General features: G+C 72.6%; 14 protein-coding genes. 5 read left to right on the top strand and 9 right to left on the bottom strand.

Annotation, left to right across the window (positions count from 1 at the left end; genetic code table 11):
• Positions 1–30: 30 nt before the first annotated feature.
• Positions 31–1,215 carry a dephospho-CoA kinase gene (gene coaE, locus TK50_RS24425; protein WP_043967457.1) on the bottom strand — a complete coding sequence of 395 codons (1,185 nt, stop codon included), beginning with the start codon at positions 1,213–1,215 and terminating at the stop codon, positions 31–33.
• 658 nt (positions 1,216–1,873) lie between these two features.
• A complete protein-coding gene (gene rpsA / locus TK50_RS24420; protein ID WP_043967455.1) occupies positions 1,874–3,367 on the bottom strand; it encodes a 30S ribosomal protein S1 in 1,494 nt (497 codons plus the stop codon).
• Positions 3,368–3,825: 458 nt separating this feature from the next.
• Between rpsA and TK50_RS24415 the strand changes: the two genes are divergently transcribed.
• From TK50_RS24415 to TK50_RS24400, 4 genes are all read left to right on the top strand, one after another.
• Complete coding sequence (locus tag TK50_RS24415; RefSeq protein WP_063838643.1) at positions 3,826–4,623, top strand: class I SAM-dependent methyltransferase; 798 nt, start codon at positions 3,826–3,828, stop codon at positions 4,621–4,623.
• A gap of 94 nt (positions 4,624–4,717) precedes the next feature.
• Entirely contained in the window at positions 4,718–5,320 is a 603-nt protein-coding gene (locus TK50_RS24410; RefSeq protein ID WP_241774110.1) for a Uma2 family endonuclease, read from the top strand.
• A 42-nt stretch (positions 5,321–5,362) separates the two neighbouring features.
• The gene (locus TK50_RS24405; RefSeq protein ID WP_043967453.1) at positions 5,363–5,584 is read left to right on the top strand and encodes a hypervirulence associated TUDOR domain-containing protein; all 222 of its coding nucleotides are present in this window, start codon (positions 5,363–5,365) and stop codon (positions 5,582–5,584) included.
• Positions 5,585–5,633: 49 nt separating this feature from the next.
• On the top strand, positions 5,634–5,921 hold the full coding sequence (locus TK50_RS24400; protein ID WP_043969323.1) for a DUF3140 domain-containing protein: 288 nt from the start codon (positions 5,634–5,636) through the stop codon (positions 5,919–5,921).
• Positions 5,922–6,014: 93 nt separating this feature from the next.
• On the opposite strand, the gene polA is transcribed toward TK50_RS24400, so the two are convergent.
• On the bottom strand, positions 6,015–8,723 hold the full coding sequence (gene polA / locus TK50_RS24395; RefSeq protein WP_043967451.1) for a DNA polymerase I: 2,709 nt from the start codon (positions 8,721–8,723) through the stop codon (positions 6,015–6,017).
• 121 nt (positions 8,724–8,844) lie between these two features.
• On the opposite strand from polA, the gene TK50_RS24390 reads away from it, so the two are divergent.
• A complete protein-coding gene (locus TK50_RS24390) occupies positions 8,845–9,147 on the top strand; it encodes a hypothetical protein (protein WP_043967449.1) in 303 nt (100 codons plus the stop codon).
• 65 nt (positions 9,148–9,212) lie between these two features.
• Here TK50_RS24390 and TK50_RS24385 read toward each other — a convergent pair whose 3' ends face one another.
• The 6 genes from TK50_RS24385 to TK50_RS24360 all read right to left on the bottom strand — a co-directional run bounded on the left by TK50_RS24385 (position 9,213) and on the right by TK50_RS24360 (position 15,873).
• The gene (locus tag TK50_RS24385; protein WP_043967447.1) at positions 9,213–9,923 is read right to left on the bottom strand and encodes an ABC transporter ATP-binding protein; all 711 of its coding nucleotides are present in this window, start codon (positions 9,921–9,923) and stop codon (positions 9,213–9,215) included.
• Positions 9,913–10,818: an ABC transporter ATP-binding protein gene (locus TK50_RS24380; RefSeq protein ID WP_374199675.1), complete on the bottom strand. Its 906-nt coding sequence runs from the start codon at positions 10,816–10,818 to the stop codon at positions 9,913–9,915. Before TK50_RS24380 ends, TK50_RS24385 begins: the two co-directional genes overlap by 11 nt.
• A gap of 7 nt (positions 10,819–10,825) precedes the next feature.
• Positions 10,826–11,980, bottom strand: a complete 1,155-nt coding sequence (locus tag TK50_RS24375) for a branched-chain amino acid ABC transporter permease (RefSeq protein ID WP_043967444.1) — start codon at positions 11,978–11,980, stop codon at positions 10,826–10,828.
• Positions 11,977–12,927, bottom strand: coding sequence for a branched-chain amino acid ABC transporter permease (locus TK50_RS24370; protein ID WP_043967441.1), 951 nt, complete (start codon positions 12,925–12,927; stop codon positions 11,977–11,979). The genes TK50_RS24375 and TK50_RS24370 overlap by 4 nt, the downstream gene beginning before the upstream one ends.
• Before the next feature lie 92 nt (positions 12,928–13,019).
• The gene (locus TK50_RS24365) at positions 13,020–14,189 is read right to left on the bottom strand and encodes a branched-chain amino acid ABC transporter substrate-binding protein (RefSeq protein ID WP_043967439.1); all 1,170 of its coding nucleotides are present in this window, start codon (positions 14,187–14,189) and stop codon (positions 13,020–13,022) included.
• A 265-nt stretch (positions 14,190–14,454) separates the two neighbouring features.
• Positions 14,455–15,873 (bottom strand): hypothetical protein, encoded by a 1,419-nt coding sequence (locus tag TK50_RS24360; RefSeq protein ID WP_144420377.1) that lies wholly within the window; start codon positions 15,871–15,873, stop codon positions 14,455–14,457.
• Positions 15,874–15,883 lie beyond the last annotated feature (10 nt).

The following is a 15,883-nucleotide window of genomic DNA, read 5'->3' as shown; positions in this document are numbered from 1 at the left end:
CCGGGCGGAGCGGCGACGCCGGCAGCCGGCTCAGGGCCGCCAGCCGGTGCGGGCGGCCCACTCCTCGGCGCGGTGGTGCTCCTCGTCGAACCACGGATCCCGGGCCGTGGTGTTGGGGGAGCCGCCGTCCGGCGCGCTGGCCGCCAGGTCACCCTTGAGCGTCAGGTACGCGGCCCGCCGGTCAGGGTCGGCGCGCAGGTGGTCGCGCATCAGCAGCGCGTACCGCCAGCCGGGCGAGCCCTCCGGCCGCAGGTGCAGGCGCACCGGGCGGCCGGGGTCGGCGCTGCCGTGCAGCCGCTTCTCCCACCGGTCGCTGCCCGCCGGGCGGGGGCTGTCCCACCACTGGCCGGGCATGCGCGGGAAGCCGGCCGCGGCGAGGCGCTCGGCGAGGACGCCGTCCGCCTCCGCGAGGCTCGGCACGGTCACCTGGATGTCGATGACGTCCCGGGCGGCGATGCCGGCGACGGCCGTCGAGCCGACGTGGTCGAGCCGCGGATCGGCCGGGGCGAGCACGTGCCGCAGCCGGGCGGCCAGCCGGGCATACTGCTGGGGCCAGGTCGGATCGGGGCCGGTCAGGGCGGTCTCGTCGGGTTCGGCCACCCGGCGGAGCCGGACGTTCTCCTCGTAGGGCAGCAGCCGGTCCCGCCACAGCCCGTCCACCTCGGCGTGCAGCTCGTCGAGGGTGCCGTCGTTGTGCAGCACCACGTCCGCGACCGCATCCCGGCGGGCGTCGTCGGCCTGCGCGGCGATCCGCCGCTCGGCCTCCGCCCGGCTCATCCCCCGGTCCCGTGCCAACCGGCCCAACCGGACGGCGACCTCCGTCTGCACCACGGCCACCAGGTGGTACGTCGGTGCGAGCCCGACCTCGACCAGGAGCGGCACGTCGTTGACCACGACGGCGTCGGGTGCCGCCGCGGCGGCCAGCTCGGCGGTCCGCGCGCGGACCCGGGGGTGGGTGATCGCCTCCAGCCGGCGGCGGGCCGCCTGGTCGGCGAAGACCAGCCCACCCAACGCGGCCCGGTCCAGGGCCCCGTCGGGGCCGACGACGCGGTCGCCGAAGGCGGCAACGATCTCCCTGAGCCCCTCGCTGCCCGGGGCGACCACCTCGCGGGCGATCCGGTCGGAGTCGATCACCACCGCGCCGAGCGCGGCCAGCCTCGCCGCGACGGCGCTCTTGCCGGAGCCGATCCCGCCGGTCAGTCCCACCATCAGCACCGCAACAGTCAACCGGATCGGCACCCGCACCGCCAAACCGGCCGGCGACGGACCAACGGGGCCGACTCCCGCCCCGCTCGGACCCTGGACCGCCCGCCCGGGCGCTAAGCCGGTCGGTCGGACCCTGGACCGCCCGCCCGGACGCTGGGCCGGCCGGGCGGACCCTGGACCGAGCGGGCATTGGCGCGCTCGGACGCTGGCCGGCCATCGCCGCCTCCGAACAGCGCCGCCTCTGGTCGGCGTCGCTTCTCGTCAGCTTCTCTTCTGGTCGGCGTCAGCACTCGATCGTGGATCGAGTGGGCTCCGGCCGGGAACGAGGCCACTCGATCCATGATCGAGCACGATCTTGCCGGGCGGCAGGGCTGGGCTGGGTGGCAGGGTGGCAGAGGGCGCGGGCGGCCAAGAGCCGGCCAGCCAGACAAGGCGGGCAGGCGGGCGGGTAGGCGGAAGGCGGAGAGGGGAGGGCGCGAAGGGCGGAGGGTCGCGCGGCGAAGGGAGGGCGGAAGACGGGGCGCGGGAAGTGCGGGCCGGAACGACGACGGGCCCCGCCCCTGCGGCCCGGTGGAAACCGGATCGCGGGGACAGGGCCCGTCGTCGTCAGCGGCGGCTCCGGCTCGGATGCGTCGTCGCACGCACCCGGCGGGGAGTCGTCACGGGGTCACTTGCCGCCGGCGAGCTTCTCCCGCAGCGCGGCGAGCGCCTCGTCGGTGGCCAGGGTGCCGGCCGGCTCCTCGGCCTGCCGGCTCGGGGCCGTGCTGGTCGAGGTGGTGGTGCCGCCGGTCGACACGGCCGGAGCCGGGTTGGCAGCGGCCTCGGCGTCGGCGGCCCGGGAGGTCTGCACCTGCTTGGTGTGGGCCTCCCAGCGCTGACGGGCCTCGGCGTACTGGTTCTCCCAGGTCTCGCGCTGCTTGTCGTACCCCTCGAGCCACTCGCCCGTCTCCGGGTCGAAGCCCTCCGGGTAGATGTAGTTGCCCTCGGCGTCGTACGTCGCGGCCATGCCGTAGAGGGTCGGGTCGAAGTGCTCCTCGCCCTCGACGAAGCCCTCGTTGGCCTGCTTGAGCGACAGCGAGATCCGGCGGCGCTCCAGGTCGATGTCGATGACCTTGACCATGACCTCGGAGCCGACCTGGACGACCTGCTCCGGGATCTCCACGTGGCGCTCGGCCAGCTCGGAGATGTGGACCAGGCCCTCGATGCCGTCGTCCACCCGGACGAAGGCGCCGAACGGCACCAGCTTGGTGACCTTACCCGGCACGATCTGCTGGATCGCGTGGGTGCGGGCGAACTGCCGCCACGGGTCTTCCTGGGTCGCCTTCAGCGACAGCGAGACCCGCTCGCGGTCCAGGTCGACGTCCAGGACCTCGACCTCGACCTCCTGGCCGACCTCGACGACCTCGGACGGGTGGTCGATGTGCTTCCAGGACAGCTCGGAGACGTGCACCAGGCCGTCCACGCCACCCAGGTCGACGAACGCGCCGAAGTTGACGATCGAGGACACGACGCCCTTGCGGACCTGGCCCTTCTGCAGCTTGTTGAGGAACTCGGTGCGCACCTCGGACTGCGTCTGCTCCAGCCAGGCCCGGCGGGACAGGACCACGTTGTTGCGGTTCTTGTCCAGCTCGATGATCTTGGCCTCGAGCTCGCGGCCGACGTACGGCTGCAGGTCACGCACCCGCCGCATCTCGACCAGGGACGCGGGCAGGAAGCCCCGCAGCCCGATGTCGAGGATGAGACCACCCTTGACCACCTCGATGACCGAGCCGCGGACGACGCCGTCCTCGTCCTTGATCTTCTCGATCGTGCCCCAGGCCCGCTCGTACTGCGCCCGCTTCTTGGAGAGGATCAGACGACCCTCCTTGTCCTCCTTCTGGAGGACCAGGGCCTCGATGTGGTCACCGACCGAGACGACCTCGGCGGGGTCCACGTCGTGCTTGATCGACAACTCCCGAGAGGGGATGACACCCTCGGTCTTGTAGCCGATGTCGAGCAGGACCTCGTCCCGATCGACCTTGACGACGGTGCCTTCGACAATGTCGCCGTCGTTGAAGTACTTGATGGTCTCGTCGATCGCGGCGAGGAAAGCCTCCTCGGAACCGAGATCGTCGTGGGTGACCCGGGTGGCGCTCGAGGGGGCCTCGATGCTGCTCGTCATGTGGGCGGTTGCTCCGGTCGGATGGGTTGTCACAGCAGGCTGGTGTCGCGGTGACCTGTTCGCGCCAGCGGATCCGTCGCCGGGCACACCGAAGATCACTAGTGAGGTCCTGATGTGGCTCCGTCTGGAACTCCGCGACCGCGCGCCTTCTCCCTGCCGAGGCACGCGACCCGCGAGCGCATCGTCTAGCCTACCGTGCGCATTACCACAGCGTGCAAGCCCCGGGAGAAGTGATCCAGCCCGCTTTCGCGACGGACTGCACCTTTCGTGCCCGAAACGGCGGTTTACGGGCGAGGGACCTCGCCTCTCCGCCGTCTGCCCCGCCCCACCGGGCACCGCGCCGGGCCCGCCCCACGCCGCGCCAAACGCCGGGCCGGGCCGACGGCCGGGGTCGCCACTAGACTGCCGCGGTGACCGACGACCTGGCCAATCTCCCCGTGAGCGCGGAGCCCGACGCGGTGCCGGGGGTGCTGCGGCGGCCGGTGACCGACGCCGACGCCCGGCGGGCCAGCCGCGGCTGGTGGGACTCCGACGCCGACGACTACCAGGCCGAGCACGGCGCGTTCCTCGGCGACGTGGACTTCGTCTGGTGCCCCGAGGGGCTGCGCGAGGCCGACGCGCGGCTGCTCGGCGACCTCGCCGGGCGCCGGGTGCTGGAGGTGGGCGCGGGGGCGGCCGCCGCCGCCCGGTGGCTGGCCACCCAGGGGGCCCACCCGGTCGCCCTGGACCTCTCCGCCGGCATGCTGCGGCACGCGACGGATGCCGCCGGGCGCAGCGGCGTACGGGTCCCGCTGGTGCAGGCCGACGCGCTCGCATTGCCCTTCGCCGACGCGGCGTTCGAGACCGCGTTCACGGCCTTCGGGGCGATCCCGTTCGTGGCCGACTCGGCGGCGGTGATGCGCGAGGTGTTCCGGGTGCTGCGCCCCGGGGGGCGCTGGGTGTTCTCGGTGACCCACCCGATGCGGTGGATCTTCCTGGACGACCCGGGGCAGGGCGGGCTCACCGCGGTGCACTCGTACTTCGACCGTTCCCCGTACGTGGAGCAGGACGGCACGGGCGCGGCGACGTACGTGGAGCAGCACCGCACCCTCGGCGACCGGATCCGGGAGCTGGTCGGTGCGGGGTTCCGGCTGGTGGACCTGGTGGAGCCGGAGTGGCCCGAGGGGCACGAGGGGATCTGGGGCCAGTGGAGCCCGCTGCGCGGCCGGCTCTTCCCCGGCACCGCCATCTTCGTCGCCGAGAAGCCGGCGGGCTGAGCCCGGGGCAGCCGACGCGTCGAGCCGCCCACCGGCCGGCGGATCGCACCGTCGGTGCGACGTCCCGGCCGGTGGGCGGCGTTACGCTGACCGGGTGAGCGCCGAGCCGATCCTGACACCACCTGGCCCCTGGTGCCCGGACCCGATCCGGCAACAGCGTGCCGACTACACGCTGGAAGACCTGCCCCACCTGCCGGACGACGCCCCTCGCGTCGAGCTCGTCGACGGAGTCCTCCGAGTGACACCCTCCCCCACTCTGGGCCACCAGGACATCTCCCTGTTCCTCGCCCGATGGTTCCTGCAGCACGCCCCCGAGCACCTACGGGTCACGCAGGCCGTCGGGGTCGCGCTCGACGCGAAGAACACCCGGCAGCCGGACGTGCTGCTGCGCCGCGCCGACGTGCGCGCCGACCGGTCCCTGCTCCAGCCCGAGGACGTGGTGCTCGCGGTGGAGGTGGTGTCCCCCGGCACCCGGCGGATCGACCGCTTCGCCAAGCCCGCCGAGTACGCCGCCGCCGGCATCCCGTTCTACTGGCGCATCGAGCAGGACCCGGTGCACGTGTACGCGTACCGGCTCAGCGACCGGCTCAGCCTCGGCGGCGAGCGGCAGTACGAGCTGGTCGCCGACAGCGCGGAGCTGATCGCGCTGGCCGAGCCGTTCGAGATCAAGCTGCCGGTCGCCGAGCTCACCGGCTGACCCGGCCCGTTTCGCCGCACCCGCCCCGGGTAGCCAGGCAGCATGGCCGAGCAGAGGGAATTCCGCGCGGGCGACCACGTGTCCTGGGCCAGCCACAGCGGCCGGGCGTACGGGGTCGTCCGGGAGAAGCTCACCGAACGCACGCACGTGCGGGGGCGCGCCGTGAACGCGTCCCCCGAGCAGCCGCAGTACCGCATCCGCAACGACGACTCGGGGCGGGACGTCGCCCACCGGCCGGAGGTGCTGCGCCGTGAGCGGGACTGAGGGGGACCGGCACGGGGAGACGTACCGGGAGTTCACCGAGGCGGTCAACATGCGGCCCGGCGAGCTGTCGGCGTGGCTGGAGAGCGACGAGTCGAAGCACGTCGGCTGGCGGAAGAAGGGCACGGCCGGCGGCGAGTCGGTGGGACACTCGTCCGGCCGGCGGATCGTCGAGCTGCTGCGCCGCAAGCGCGCCGAGCTGACGGAGGCCGACTACCGGCACATGCGCAAGGTCGTCGGCTACGTGCACCGGCACCTGGCGCAGCGCCCCGCAGGCGACGTGCGGGACACGAAGTGGCGCTGGTCGCTGATGAACTGGGGTCACGACCCGCTCCGGTGAGCGGGCCGCGCCCACGGCCGCCACGACCCGCCCGCAGGTGCGGGCCCGCGCCCGACCGCCTCGGTAGGCGGCGCCGACCGGACCCGACGCCGGTCAGTGGTCGGCGCTGTTCCAGTCCCGGCCCTCGCCGACGGAGACCTCCAGCGGCACCGACAGCGGGTACGCCCCGCCCATCTGGCCGCGCACCAGCGCCTCGAGGGCGTCGCGTTCGCCGGGGGCGACCTCGAAGACCAGCTCGTCGTGCACCTGGAGCAGCATCCGCGAGCGCAGGCCGGCCTCCCGCAGGCCGGCGTCGACGCGCAGCATGGCGACCTTGATGATGTCGGCCGCCGAGCCCTGGATGGGGGCGTTGAGGGCCATCCGCTCGGCCATGTCCCGCCGCTGCCGGTTGTCGCTGACCAGGTCGGGAAGGTAGCGGCGGCGGCCCAGGATGGTGGAGGTGTAGCCGTCGTGCCGGGCCCGGGCCACCACCTCCTGGAGGTAGTCGCGGACCCCGCCGAACCCGGCGAAGTAGTTGTCCATCAGCCCGCGCGCCTCCTCGGCCGTGATGCCGAGCTGCTGGGACAGGCCGAACGCGCTCAGCCCGTACGCCAGGCCGTAGTTCATCGCCTTGATCTTACGCCGCTGGTCGGCGGTGACCTCGCCGACGGGCACCCCGAACACCGACGAGGCGGTGGCGGCGTGGAAGTCGTGGCCCGAGTTGAACGCCTCGATCAGCTTGGCATCCGACGACAGGTGCGCCATGATCCGCATCTCGATCTGGCTGTAGTCGGCGGTGAGCAGGCACTCGAAGCCCTCCCCCACGACGAACGCGCGGCGGATCCGCCGGCCCTCCTCGGTGCGGATCGGGATGTTCTGCAGGTTGGGGTCGGTGGAGGAGAGCCGGCCGGTGGCCGCCACGGTCTGCTTGAACGTGGTGTGGATGCGGCCGTCCTCGGAGACCGACTTGAGCAGGCCGTCGACGGTCGTCTTCAGCTTCGCCACGTCCCGGTGGCGCAGCAGGTGCTCCAGCACGGGCAGCGGGTTCTGCGCGTAGAGCCACTGCAGGGCGTCGGCGTCGGTGGTGTAGCCGGTCTTGATCTTCTTGGTCTTGGGCAGCCCCAGCTCGCCGAAGAGCAGCTCCTGGAGCTGCTTGGGCGAGCCCAGGTTGAACTCCCGCCCGACGGCGGCGTACGCGCCCTGCGCGGCGGACTTCACCTCGCCCGCGAAGTGGGCCTCCAGCTCGTGCAGGTAGTCCAGGTCGGCGGCGATGCCGACCCGCTGCATCGCGGCGAGCACGTCCGACAGCGGCAGCTCCACCTCCGCCATCAGCCGGGCGGACTGCTCGCCGTCGCGGGACAGCTCGGCGTCGATCGCGTCGGCCAGGTCGAGGGTGGCCCGGGCCTGGAGCATCAGGTTCTGCTCGGCCTCGCCGTCGTCGCCGAGGCCCTCGAAGGTGAGCTGCCCGGTCTCGGGGGCGTCGACCCGCAGCTCGCGGTGCAGGTAGCGCAGCGCCAGGTCGGTCAGGTCGTAGGAGCGCTGGTCGGGGCGGGCCAGGTAGGCGGCCAGCTCGGTGTCCCGGGCGACGCCGGCCAGGGACCAGCCCCGGGCGGCGAACGCCAGCCGGGCGTGCTTGCTGTCGTGCAGCACCTTCGGCCGGGCCGGGTCGGCCAGCCAGGCCGCGAGGGCCCGCTCGTCGGCCTCGGCCAGCGCCGTCGGGTCGAGCCACGCCGCCGGGCCGGTGGCCAGCGCGAGGGCCAGGGCGTCGAGCTGCGGCTCGTAGCGCTCGCGGGGGGCGGTCGGCTTGGCCGGGGTCTTCACCGCCACGCCGACCTGGGTGCCGGCGGGGGCGTGCGCGTCCAGCCAGGCGACCACCGCCCCGGGCTCGGTGAGCCGCTCGGCGGCCAGGTCAAACCCTGCCTCGGCCTCCGGCTCGACGGCCTCCAGGTACTGGTAGAGGCGGTCGCGCAGGATGCGGAACTCCAGGGTGTCGAAGACCTGGTGCACGGCCTCGCGGTCCCAGCCGGCCCAGCGGGCGTCCTCGGGGCGGACCGGCAGCTCCAGGTCGGAGACCAGGCAGTTGATCTCGTAGTTGCGGATCACGTCGGCGAGCCGCTCGCGCAGGCTGTCGCCGGCCTTGCCCTTGATCTCGTCGGCGCGGGCCACCACACCGTCGAGACCGCCGTAGAGGTTGATCCACTTGGCGGCGGTCTTCGGGCCGACCCCCGGCACGCCGGGCAGGTTGTCGCTGGTCTCGCCGACCAGCGCCGCCAGGTCGCGGTAGCGCTGCGGGCCCACGCCGTACTTCGCCTCGATGGCGGCGGCGTCCATCCGGGCCAGGTCGGAGACGCCCTTGCGCGGGTAGAGCACGGTGATGTGGTCGTCGACGAGCTGGAAGGCGTCCCGGTCGCCGCTGGAGATCAGCACCGACATGCCCTGGTCGCGGGCCTGGCAGGCGAGGGTGGCGATGACGTCGTCGGCCTCGTAGCCCTCCTTCTCCACCACCGGGATGCGCAGCGCCGCGAGGACCTCCTTGACGAGGCTGACCTGGCCCTTGAAGTCGGCCGGGGTCTCGCTGCGGCCCGCCTTGTACTCCGCGTACTTCTCCGTGCGGAAGGACTGGCGGGAGACGTCGAAGGCCACGACGATGTGGGTGGGCTGCTCGTCGCGCAGCACGTTGATCAGCATCGAGGTGAAGCCGTAGACGGCGTTTGTCGGCTGCCCCGTCGTGGTGGAGAAGTTCTCCACCGGCAGGGCGAAGAACGCCCGGTATGCCATGGAGTGTCCGTCGACGAGGAGCAGGCGCGGCGTCGTAGCTGTCACGGCAGCGACTCTAGCCCGTACGGCTGACAACCCACGCCCGCCACGGCCGCCGGCCGGGGCATCGGGATCGGGACTCCTTGGCTAGGGTATCGACATCCATGTCTTGAACGGGGGTTCGACCATGCACAAGTTGATCACGCGCGTCGCCGTGCCGGCGCTCGTGGCCGCCGGCGGGATCGCTGCGGCGGCCACGCCGGCCCAGGCCGGCGGCTGGATCACCGAGGGCCTCTACAGCAGCGAGGCCGCGTGCAAGGCCGCGGGCGCCAGCTACGTCGCCGGCATCTACGACAGCTACTACTGCTACCTCGGCGTCTGGTCGTGCGCCAGCGCCGAGGCCGGCGACACGGCGACCAGCCTGCCCAAGGTCGTGGCCTACGACCGGTGCGGTGAGCGCGGCTACATCCTCCGGCTCTACATCAGCTAGCCCGGAGGGCACGGCGACCGGCCGGCGGGAGCACCGCCGGCCGGTCGCCGTCTGACGTCGCGGGCTCAGGCCACGCCGAGGTACGCCTCCTTGACCGCCGGGTCGTGCAGCAGCTCCTGGCCGGTGCCCTCCTTGACGATCCGGCCGGTCTCCAGCACGTAGCCCCGGTGGGCGCGGGACAGCGCCTGCTGGGCGTTCTGCTCCACCAGCAGGATCGTGGTGCCCTGCTCGTTGATCCGGGTGATGATCTCGAAGATCTGCTGGATCAGCTTCGGCGCGAGACCCATCGACGGCTCGTCGAGCAACAGCAGCCGGGGCCGGGCCATCAGCGCCCGCCCCACGGCGAGCATCTGCTGTTCGCCGCCGGAGAGGGTGCCGCCGGCCTGCTTGCGCCGCTCGGCCAGCCGGGGGAACAGGTCCAGCACCATGGCCATGTCCTTGGCGATCTCCGCCTTGTCCCGGCGGGTGTACGCCCCCATCTCCAGGTTCTCCAGCACCGTCATGCCCGGGAACACGCCCCGGCCCTCCGGCGCCTGCCCGATGCCCCGGGTCACCCGCAGGTCGGCCCGCATCCGGGTGACGTCGGTGCCGTCGAAGACGATCGAGCCCTGGGCCACCGGGCGCAGCCCGGAGATCGCCCGCATCGTGGTGGTCTTGCCCGCCCCGTTGGCGCCGATGAGCGCGACCACCTCGCCCTCGTTGACCACCAGGCTGATCCCGTGCAGGGCCTGGATGCGCCCGTAGAGCAGGGTCAGGTCCTTGATCTCAAGCAGCATCGGTCGGCACCCCCAGGTACGCGGCGATCACCTTCGGGTCGTCCCGGACCTCGGCCGGCAGCCCCTCGGCGATCTTCTTGCCGAACTCCAGCACGACGATCCGGTCGGTCACGCCCATCACCAGCCGCATGTCGTGCTCGATCAGCAGCACGGTCGTGCCCTTGTCCCGGATCTCGCGGATCAGGCCGAGCAGCTCCTCCTTCTCCGCCGGGGTGAAGCCGGCGGCCGGCTCGTCCAGGCAGAGCAGGGCGGGGTCGGTGGCCAGCGCGCGGGCGATCTCCAGGCGGCGCTGCTCGCCGTACGACAGGTTGCGGGCCAGGTCGTTCGCGCGTCGCTCGATGCCGACGAACCGCAGCAGCTCGCGCGCCTTCTCCCGGCCCTCCCGCTCCTCCCGGAAGTGCCGCGGCAGCCGCAGCATGGCCGAGATGACGCTGGTCTTGTGGTGGACGTCCGCGCCCACCATCACGTTCTCCAGCGCCGTCATCTCGGGGAAGAGCCGGATGTTCTGGAACGTCCGGGCGATGCCGGCCTTGGTGATCCACGACCGCCGCTTGCCGTTGGTGCGCTGCCCCTTGAACCGGATCTCGCCCTCGGTGGGCCGGTAGACGCCCGTCATCGCGTTGAAACAGGTCGTCTTGCCGGCGCCGTTCGGGCCGATCAGGCCGAGGATCTCCCCCTTGTAGAGGGTGAAGTTGACCTTGTCGAGGGCGACGACGCCGCCGAAGCGCAGCGTGACGTCGTCGACCTCCAGCAGCGGTTCCCGCCCCGCCGCGTCGGGCCCGGCCGGGGTGGCCGCCGTCGGCGCGCCGGAGCCGGGCTCCGGTGGCACGCCGACCGTGCTGCGGCCGTCGGCGGTGATGTCGCGGTCGCTGCTCGCGTCGCGGTCGCTCTTCATCTGCGGATCACTCACTGGGCACCTTCTCCTGCGGAACCGCCTCCTGCCGCCGGTCGGCGAACTCCGCCGCCCGCCGTCGGTTGGGCACGATGCCCTGCGGACGGAAGATCATCATGACGATGATGACCACCCCGAACACGAGGATGCGGTATTCGGCCGCGTCGAACTCCACCCCGACCAGGTCGCCGACGCCGCGCAGCCACTCCGGCAGGTACCAGGTGACCGCGCCGCCGACGATCGCGCCCTTGATGTTGCCCGCGCCGCCCAGGATGACCGCCGCGAGCACCAGGATGGAACTCTCCAGCACGAACTGGTCCGAGTTGATGAACGTCTGCTTGCCGGCGAAGACCGCGCCGGTGAGACCGGCCACCGCCGCCCCGATCGCGAACGCCCACAGCTTGTACTTGAACGTCGGCACGCCCATGACCTCGGCGGCATCCTCGTCCTCGCGGGTGGCCACCCAGGCCCGGCCGACCCGGCTGTTGGCCAGGTTCCGCACCAGCACGATCACCAGCAGGATCAGCGTCAGCAGCAGCCAGTAGTAGGGGCGCGCGTCGACCACCCCGAACAGCGGCTTGCCGTCCGAGCCGGTGCCCGGCGGGTGCGGGATCGCCGGGATGCCCCGCTGGCCCTGCAGCACGCCCTCGTTGCGGGCGGCGTAGAGCCGGATCATCTCGGCGAAGCCGAGGGTCACGATGGCCAGGTAGTCGCCGCGCAGCCGCAGCGTCGGGCCGCCGAGGATGACGCCGGAGACCATCGCGACCATGACCGCGACCGGCACCGCCGCCAACCACGGCCAGTTCGTCCCCAGCCGGCTCTCCGGCGAGGTCAGCAACGCCACCGTGTACGCGCCGAGCGCGTAGAAGCCGAAGTAGCCCAGGTCGAGCAGGCCGGCGAAGCCGACCACCACGTTGAGCCCGACGGCCAGCAGCACGAACACGGCGGTGTCGAACAGCACGCCCGCGAAGTCCGAGCGGGTGGTGTAGAAGGCGAAGTACTCGCTGCCGATGGGGAAGCCGAGGTACTCGTAGAACCACCGGTTCGGCAGGATGTAGAGCAGGACGATCAGCGCCGCGATCGCGGCCCAGCGGACCTGCTTCGGCATCGCCGCCCAGCGGCCCTTGAGGGCCGGGGCGCGGCCCTTGTCCACGGTGGCGGTCATGCGCGCGCCCTCCCGAGAGATTCGCCGAGCAGGCCGGTGGGCCGGAACATCAGCAGCACGATCAGCAGCACGAAGCCGGTGAAGTCCTTCCAGTCTCCACCGAACAGGCCGGCGGCGTAGTTCTCCGCCACCCCGAGCAGCAGGCCGCCGAGCAGCGCGCCGCGCAGGTTGCCGATGCCGCCGAGCACCGCCGCCGCGAACGCCTTGAGCCCGATCAGGAAGCCCACGTTGAACTTCGTGTAGCCGTAGCGGACGTTCCACAGCAGCGCCGCGACGCCGGCCATCAGGCCGCCGAGCACGAAGACCAGCAGGATCACCCGGTTCTTGTTCACGCCCATCAGGGCGGCCGTGTCCGCGTCCTGGGCCACGGCCCGGATGCCGCGGCCCAGCCGGCTGCGGTTCACGAACTGGTCCAGGCCGACCATCATCACCAGCGTGACGCCGAGGATGAGCAGCTGGATGTTGGTGACGGCCGCGCCGAACACGGTGAAGGCCGTCTCCGAGGGGATCAGCACGGGCATGCCGAACGGCGCCCGGGAGGTGCCGATGCCGAAGGACTCGGCGAGCACGAACGAGGCGCCGATCGCGGTGATGAGGAAGGCCAGCGGCGGCGCGTTGCGCCGGCGCAGCGGCCGGTAGGCGACCAGTTCCACGGTCACCGCGGTCGCCGCCGAGGCGACCGCAGCCACGACCAGGCCGGCCACCAGCGCGAGAATCAGCGGGCCGAGGGCGGGCGAGGGGGAGTTCTGGTCGTAGCCGAGAGCCTCCCAGGTCCACAGGGCGGTGAACGTACCGACCATGAAGACCTCGGAGTGGGCAAAGTTGATCAGGCGGAGAACGCCGTAGACGAGGGTGTACCCGAGGGCGACGAGCGCGTAGATCGCGCCCTGTTCCAGCCCGGTGATGGTCAGGGCCGGGAAGTTCCCGAACAGTTCATCGAAGTTCAAGTGGGGGCTCCAACTGTGCGGTCAAACGATGCGGCCGGGAGGAACCACTCCCGGCCGCATCGTCTGTGTCCCTGGCGGGACCGGCGAACCGGTCAGGCCTTCGGGATCTCGATGTCCGGGACGACCTGGCCCGCGTTGACCTTGAACGCCCAGACCAGCACCTGGGCCGGGTCCAACTCGCCGTTGGACTCGAACTTGTACGTCACACCGGTGGCGGTGCCCGCCTTGTTGTAGGACTTCACGAAGGCGAGCAGGTCGGCGCGGGTGGACTTACCGGCCTTGATGCCCTCAAGGAAGATCTTCGTGATGTCGTACGACACGTCGGCGTAGGTGCCCGGCTCGGCGTTCTCGAAGGCCGCCTTGTAGTCGGCCACGAAGCTGCCCTTGGCCGCGGTGGCCGGGGCGCAGGGGCAGGTCAGGACGGTGCCCTCGGCGACCTGCTGGCCGGCGACCTTGATGAAGTTGGCGTCGTTGACGCCGTCGCCGGCGACCATCGTGCCCTTCCAGCCGGCGCCCTTGAGCTGCTTGAGCAGCAGACCCGCCTCGGTGTAGTAGCCACCGAAGAACAGCACCGTCGCGCCGCTGCCGACGATCTTGGTGACGACCGCGGAGAAGTTGGTCTGCTTGACCTGGACCTTGTCCTCGCCCGCGACCGTGCCGAGGACCTTCTTGACCTCGTCCACCAGGCCCGCGCCGTACGCCGACTGGTCGTCGACGACGTAGACCTTCTCGGCCTTCAGCACGTTCTTGATGTAGCGGCCGGCGGCCGGGCCCTGCGAGGTGTCGTTGCCGACGCCCCGGTGGAAGATCTTCCAGTTCTTGGTGCTCAGGCTCGGGCGGGTCGCCGACGGGGTGATGATCGGCAGACCGGCCTCGTCGAAGATCGGGTCGGCCACCTCGGACTCGCCGGAGAACGCCGGGCCGACGATGCCGACGACCTTGGTGTCGCCCACCGCCTGCTGGGCCAGCGCCGGGGCCTTGGCCGGGTCGCCCTGCGAGTCGTACTCCGCGAGGTTGACCTTGCAGTCCGCGTTGTCCTTGTTGTACTGGTCGATCGCCAGCTTCGTGCCATTGCGCATGTGGATACCGAGACCCGCGGCGTCGCCGGTCAGCGGGCCGAAGAAGCCGATCTTGAGGTCGCAGGCCGCCTTGTCGCCGCTGCCACCCTCCGTGCCACTGTCGGCCTTACACGCGGCCGCGCCACTGATAACGAGCGCGCTGATGGCCACGCCACCCAGCACCCGTGCGAGCTTCTGCCTCACGGCTCGTACCCTCCTCAGTCCGAAGGCCCGAACCACCCGCCGCGACTTGGAAATTGGACCTTGCGGGGGGTGGACGAACCGACCGCGTACCCGGTCTGGGCCGGGACGTTATCCCACAGGCAGGGCACGCCGTAAGACCTAGAAAGCGGGGTTGACCTAACCGTTACGTTGAGTGGCCAGATCCGCCGGAGTGCTGTAACACACACCGCGGGGCAGGGGCGAAATCGGACATCCGACACCGGGCGGTAACACACCGGTGGCACGCTCAGCCGGGCCCGCCCGGCAGCCGCGCCGACCACAACCGGGCCCCCTCGGCACCGCCGTCCACCAGCAGCAACACCTCCCCACCCGCCCCGGCCACCGCGACCGACCGGTCCGGCGCCGCCGCCAGCGCCACCGGCAGCCGCACCGGCGCCCAACCGCCACCGTCCGCGGAGAACCACGCCGAGGAGCCCGCGGCGGCCACCGCCACCGCCAGCACCCCGCCGTCGACCGCCGCCAGGCCCGCCACCTGCACCGACCCGCCCGCCGCCGCCGGCCCCAACGCCCCGCCCGGTCGCCACCCCGCCGCGTTCGGCCCCGCCGCACCCGGGCCCGCCGTGGCGCTTCCCGCGCCGCTCGGCCCGACCGGCTGCCCACCGCCGGCCGCCGCACCGGACGGGTCGCCGACGGCCGCCGCGTCCCGCACCCACGCCGCCAGGGCATCGCCGCGTCGGCCCACCGCGACCAGCCGCTCCCCCGCCCGGACCACCCGCTGGAGATCGCCCGGCGCGTCCCCGGCCGGGAAGACCTGCCGCCGCCAGCCGAGACCGTCCGGCGAGGTCCACACCGCCGGGTCACCGCCCGGCCGCCCCGGGGCACGCACCGACCCCACCAGCACCCACCCCGACGCCGTCGCCGTCACGTCCGCCGCCCACGTGCGCCCCGCCGCGTCCGACGCCAACTCGGGCACGCCGCTGACCAGGCGGAACTCCCCCGCGTCGGCCGACGACCAGGCCGCCGCGCCGGTGCCCCGGTTGCCGGCGATCACCCACCCCGCCGGGCCGCCCGCGATCCGCCCCACGTTCACCGCGTCGGGTCCGCCGAACACCTCGAACTCGGCCGGCACCTCCACCACAGAGCCGTCGGTGAGCTGCCGCCACGTGCTGATCCGGGGATTGCCGTGCACCCCGCCGCTCTTCGCACCCACCGCCGCGAGCCGGCCGTCGCGGCAGCCGACCGCCGTGAGCACGTTCTCCGCGCCGTACGCCGTGCGCGGCGTCAGCCGCAGCGGCGACCACGCGAACCCGGCGCCGCCCGGCGCGGTCGACGCAGCCGAGGGCGGTGCCGCCGGGGACGACGCCGGCGCCGGGCTGGACCACGCCGCCGGCCGGGTCACGCCCGCCGCGTCGGCGACCGCCCCCACCACGAACCAGCGCCCGCCGCACGCCGCCGCGTCCCGCAACAGCAGCCGGCCCGGGGCCCCCAGCGGCGTCGGCAGGGTCAGCGCCCGCCAGTCGGGGCGCAGGGAACTCGGGTCGGGCGCGGCACTCCCCGGGGCCGGCGTGGCACCCCCCGGCTCGGGCGCGGCACGCTCGGACGACCGGCAGCCCGCCAGCAGCACCGCGAGGCCGGCGACCACGCCGAGCACACCGCGCAGCGCCCGCAACGGTCCCGACGCCCGACGCGGGCGGTGACGAGGCATGCATCCGATC

The organism is Micromonospora haikouensis, from assembly GCF_000876225.1.
Lineage (GTDB): Bacteria > Actinomycetota > Actinomycetes > Mycobacteriales > Micromonosporaceae > Micromonospora > Micromonospora haikouensis.
The sequence above is the reverse complement of the archived record's forward strand: the minus strand, read 5'-3'. Positions and strand labels throughout refer to the sequence as shown.

Coding starts and splice junctions, on each gene's coding strand:
- TK50_RS24375 (WP_043967444.1), bottom strand. CDS start 11,980: ATGACCGCCACCGTGGACAAGGGCCGCGCCCCGGCCCTCAAGGGCCGC.
- TK50_RS24400 (WP_043969323.1), top strand. CDS start 5,634: ATGCGGCCCGGCGAGCTGTCGGCGTGGCTGGAGAGCGACGAGTCGAAG.
- TK50_RS24390 (WP_043967449.1), top strand. CDS start 8,845: ATGCACAAGTTGATCACGCGCGTCGCCGTGCCGGCGCTCGTGGCCGCC.
- TK50_RS24360 (WP_144420377.1), bottom strand. CDS start 15,873: ATGCCTCGTCACCGCCCGCGTCGGGCGTCGGGACCGTTGCGGGCGCTG.
- TK50_RS24385 (WP_043967447.1), bottom strand. CDS start 9,923: ATGCTGCTTGAGATCAAGGACCTGACCCTGCTCTACGGGCGCATCCAG.
- TK50_RS24380 (WP_374199675.1), bottom strand. CDS start 10,818: ATGAAGAGCGACCGCGACGCGAGCAGCGACCGCGACATCACCGCCGAC.
- rpsA (WP_043967455.1), bottom strand. CDS start 3,367: ATGACGAGCAGCATCGAGGCCCCCTCGAGCGCCACCCGGGTCACCCAC.
- TK50_RS24405 (WP_043967453.1), top strand. CDS start 5,363: ATGGCCGAGCAGAGGGAATTCCGCGCGGGCGACCACGTGTCCTGGGCC.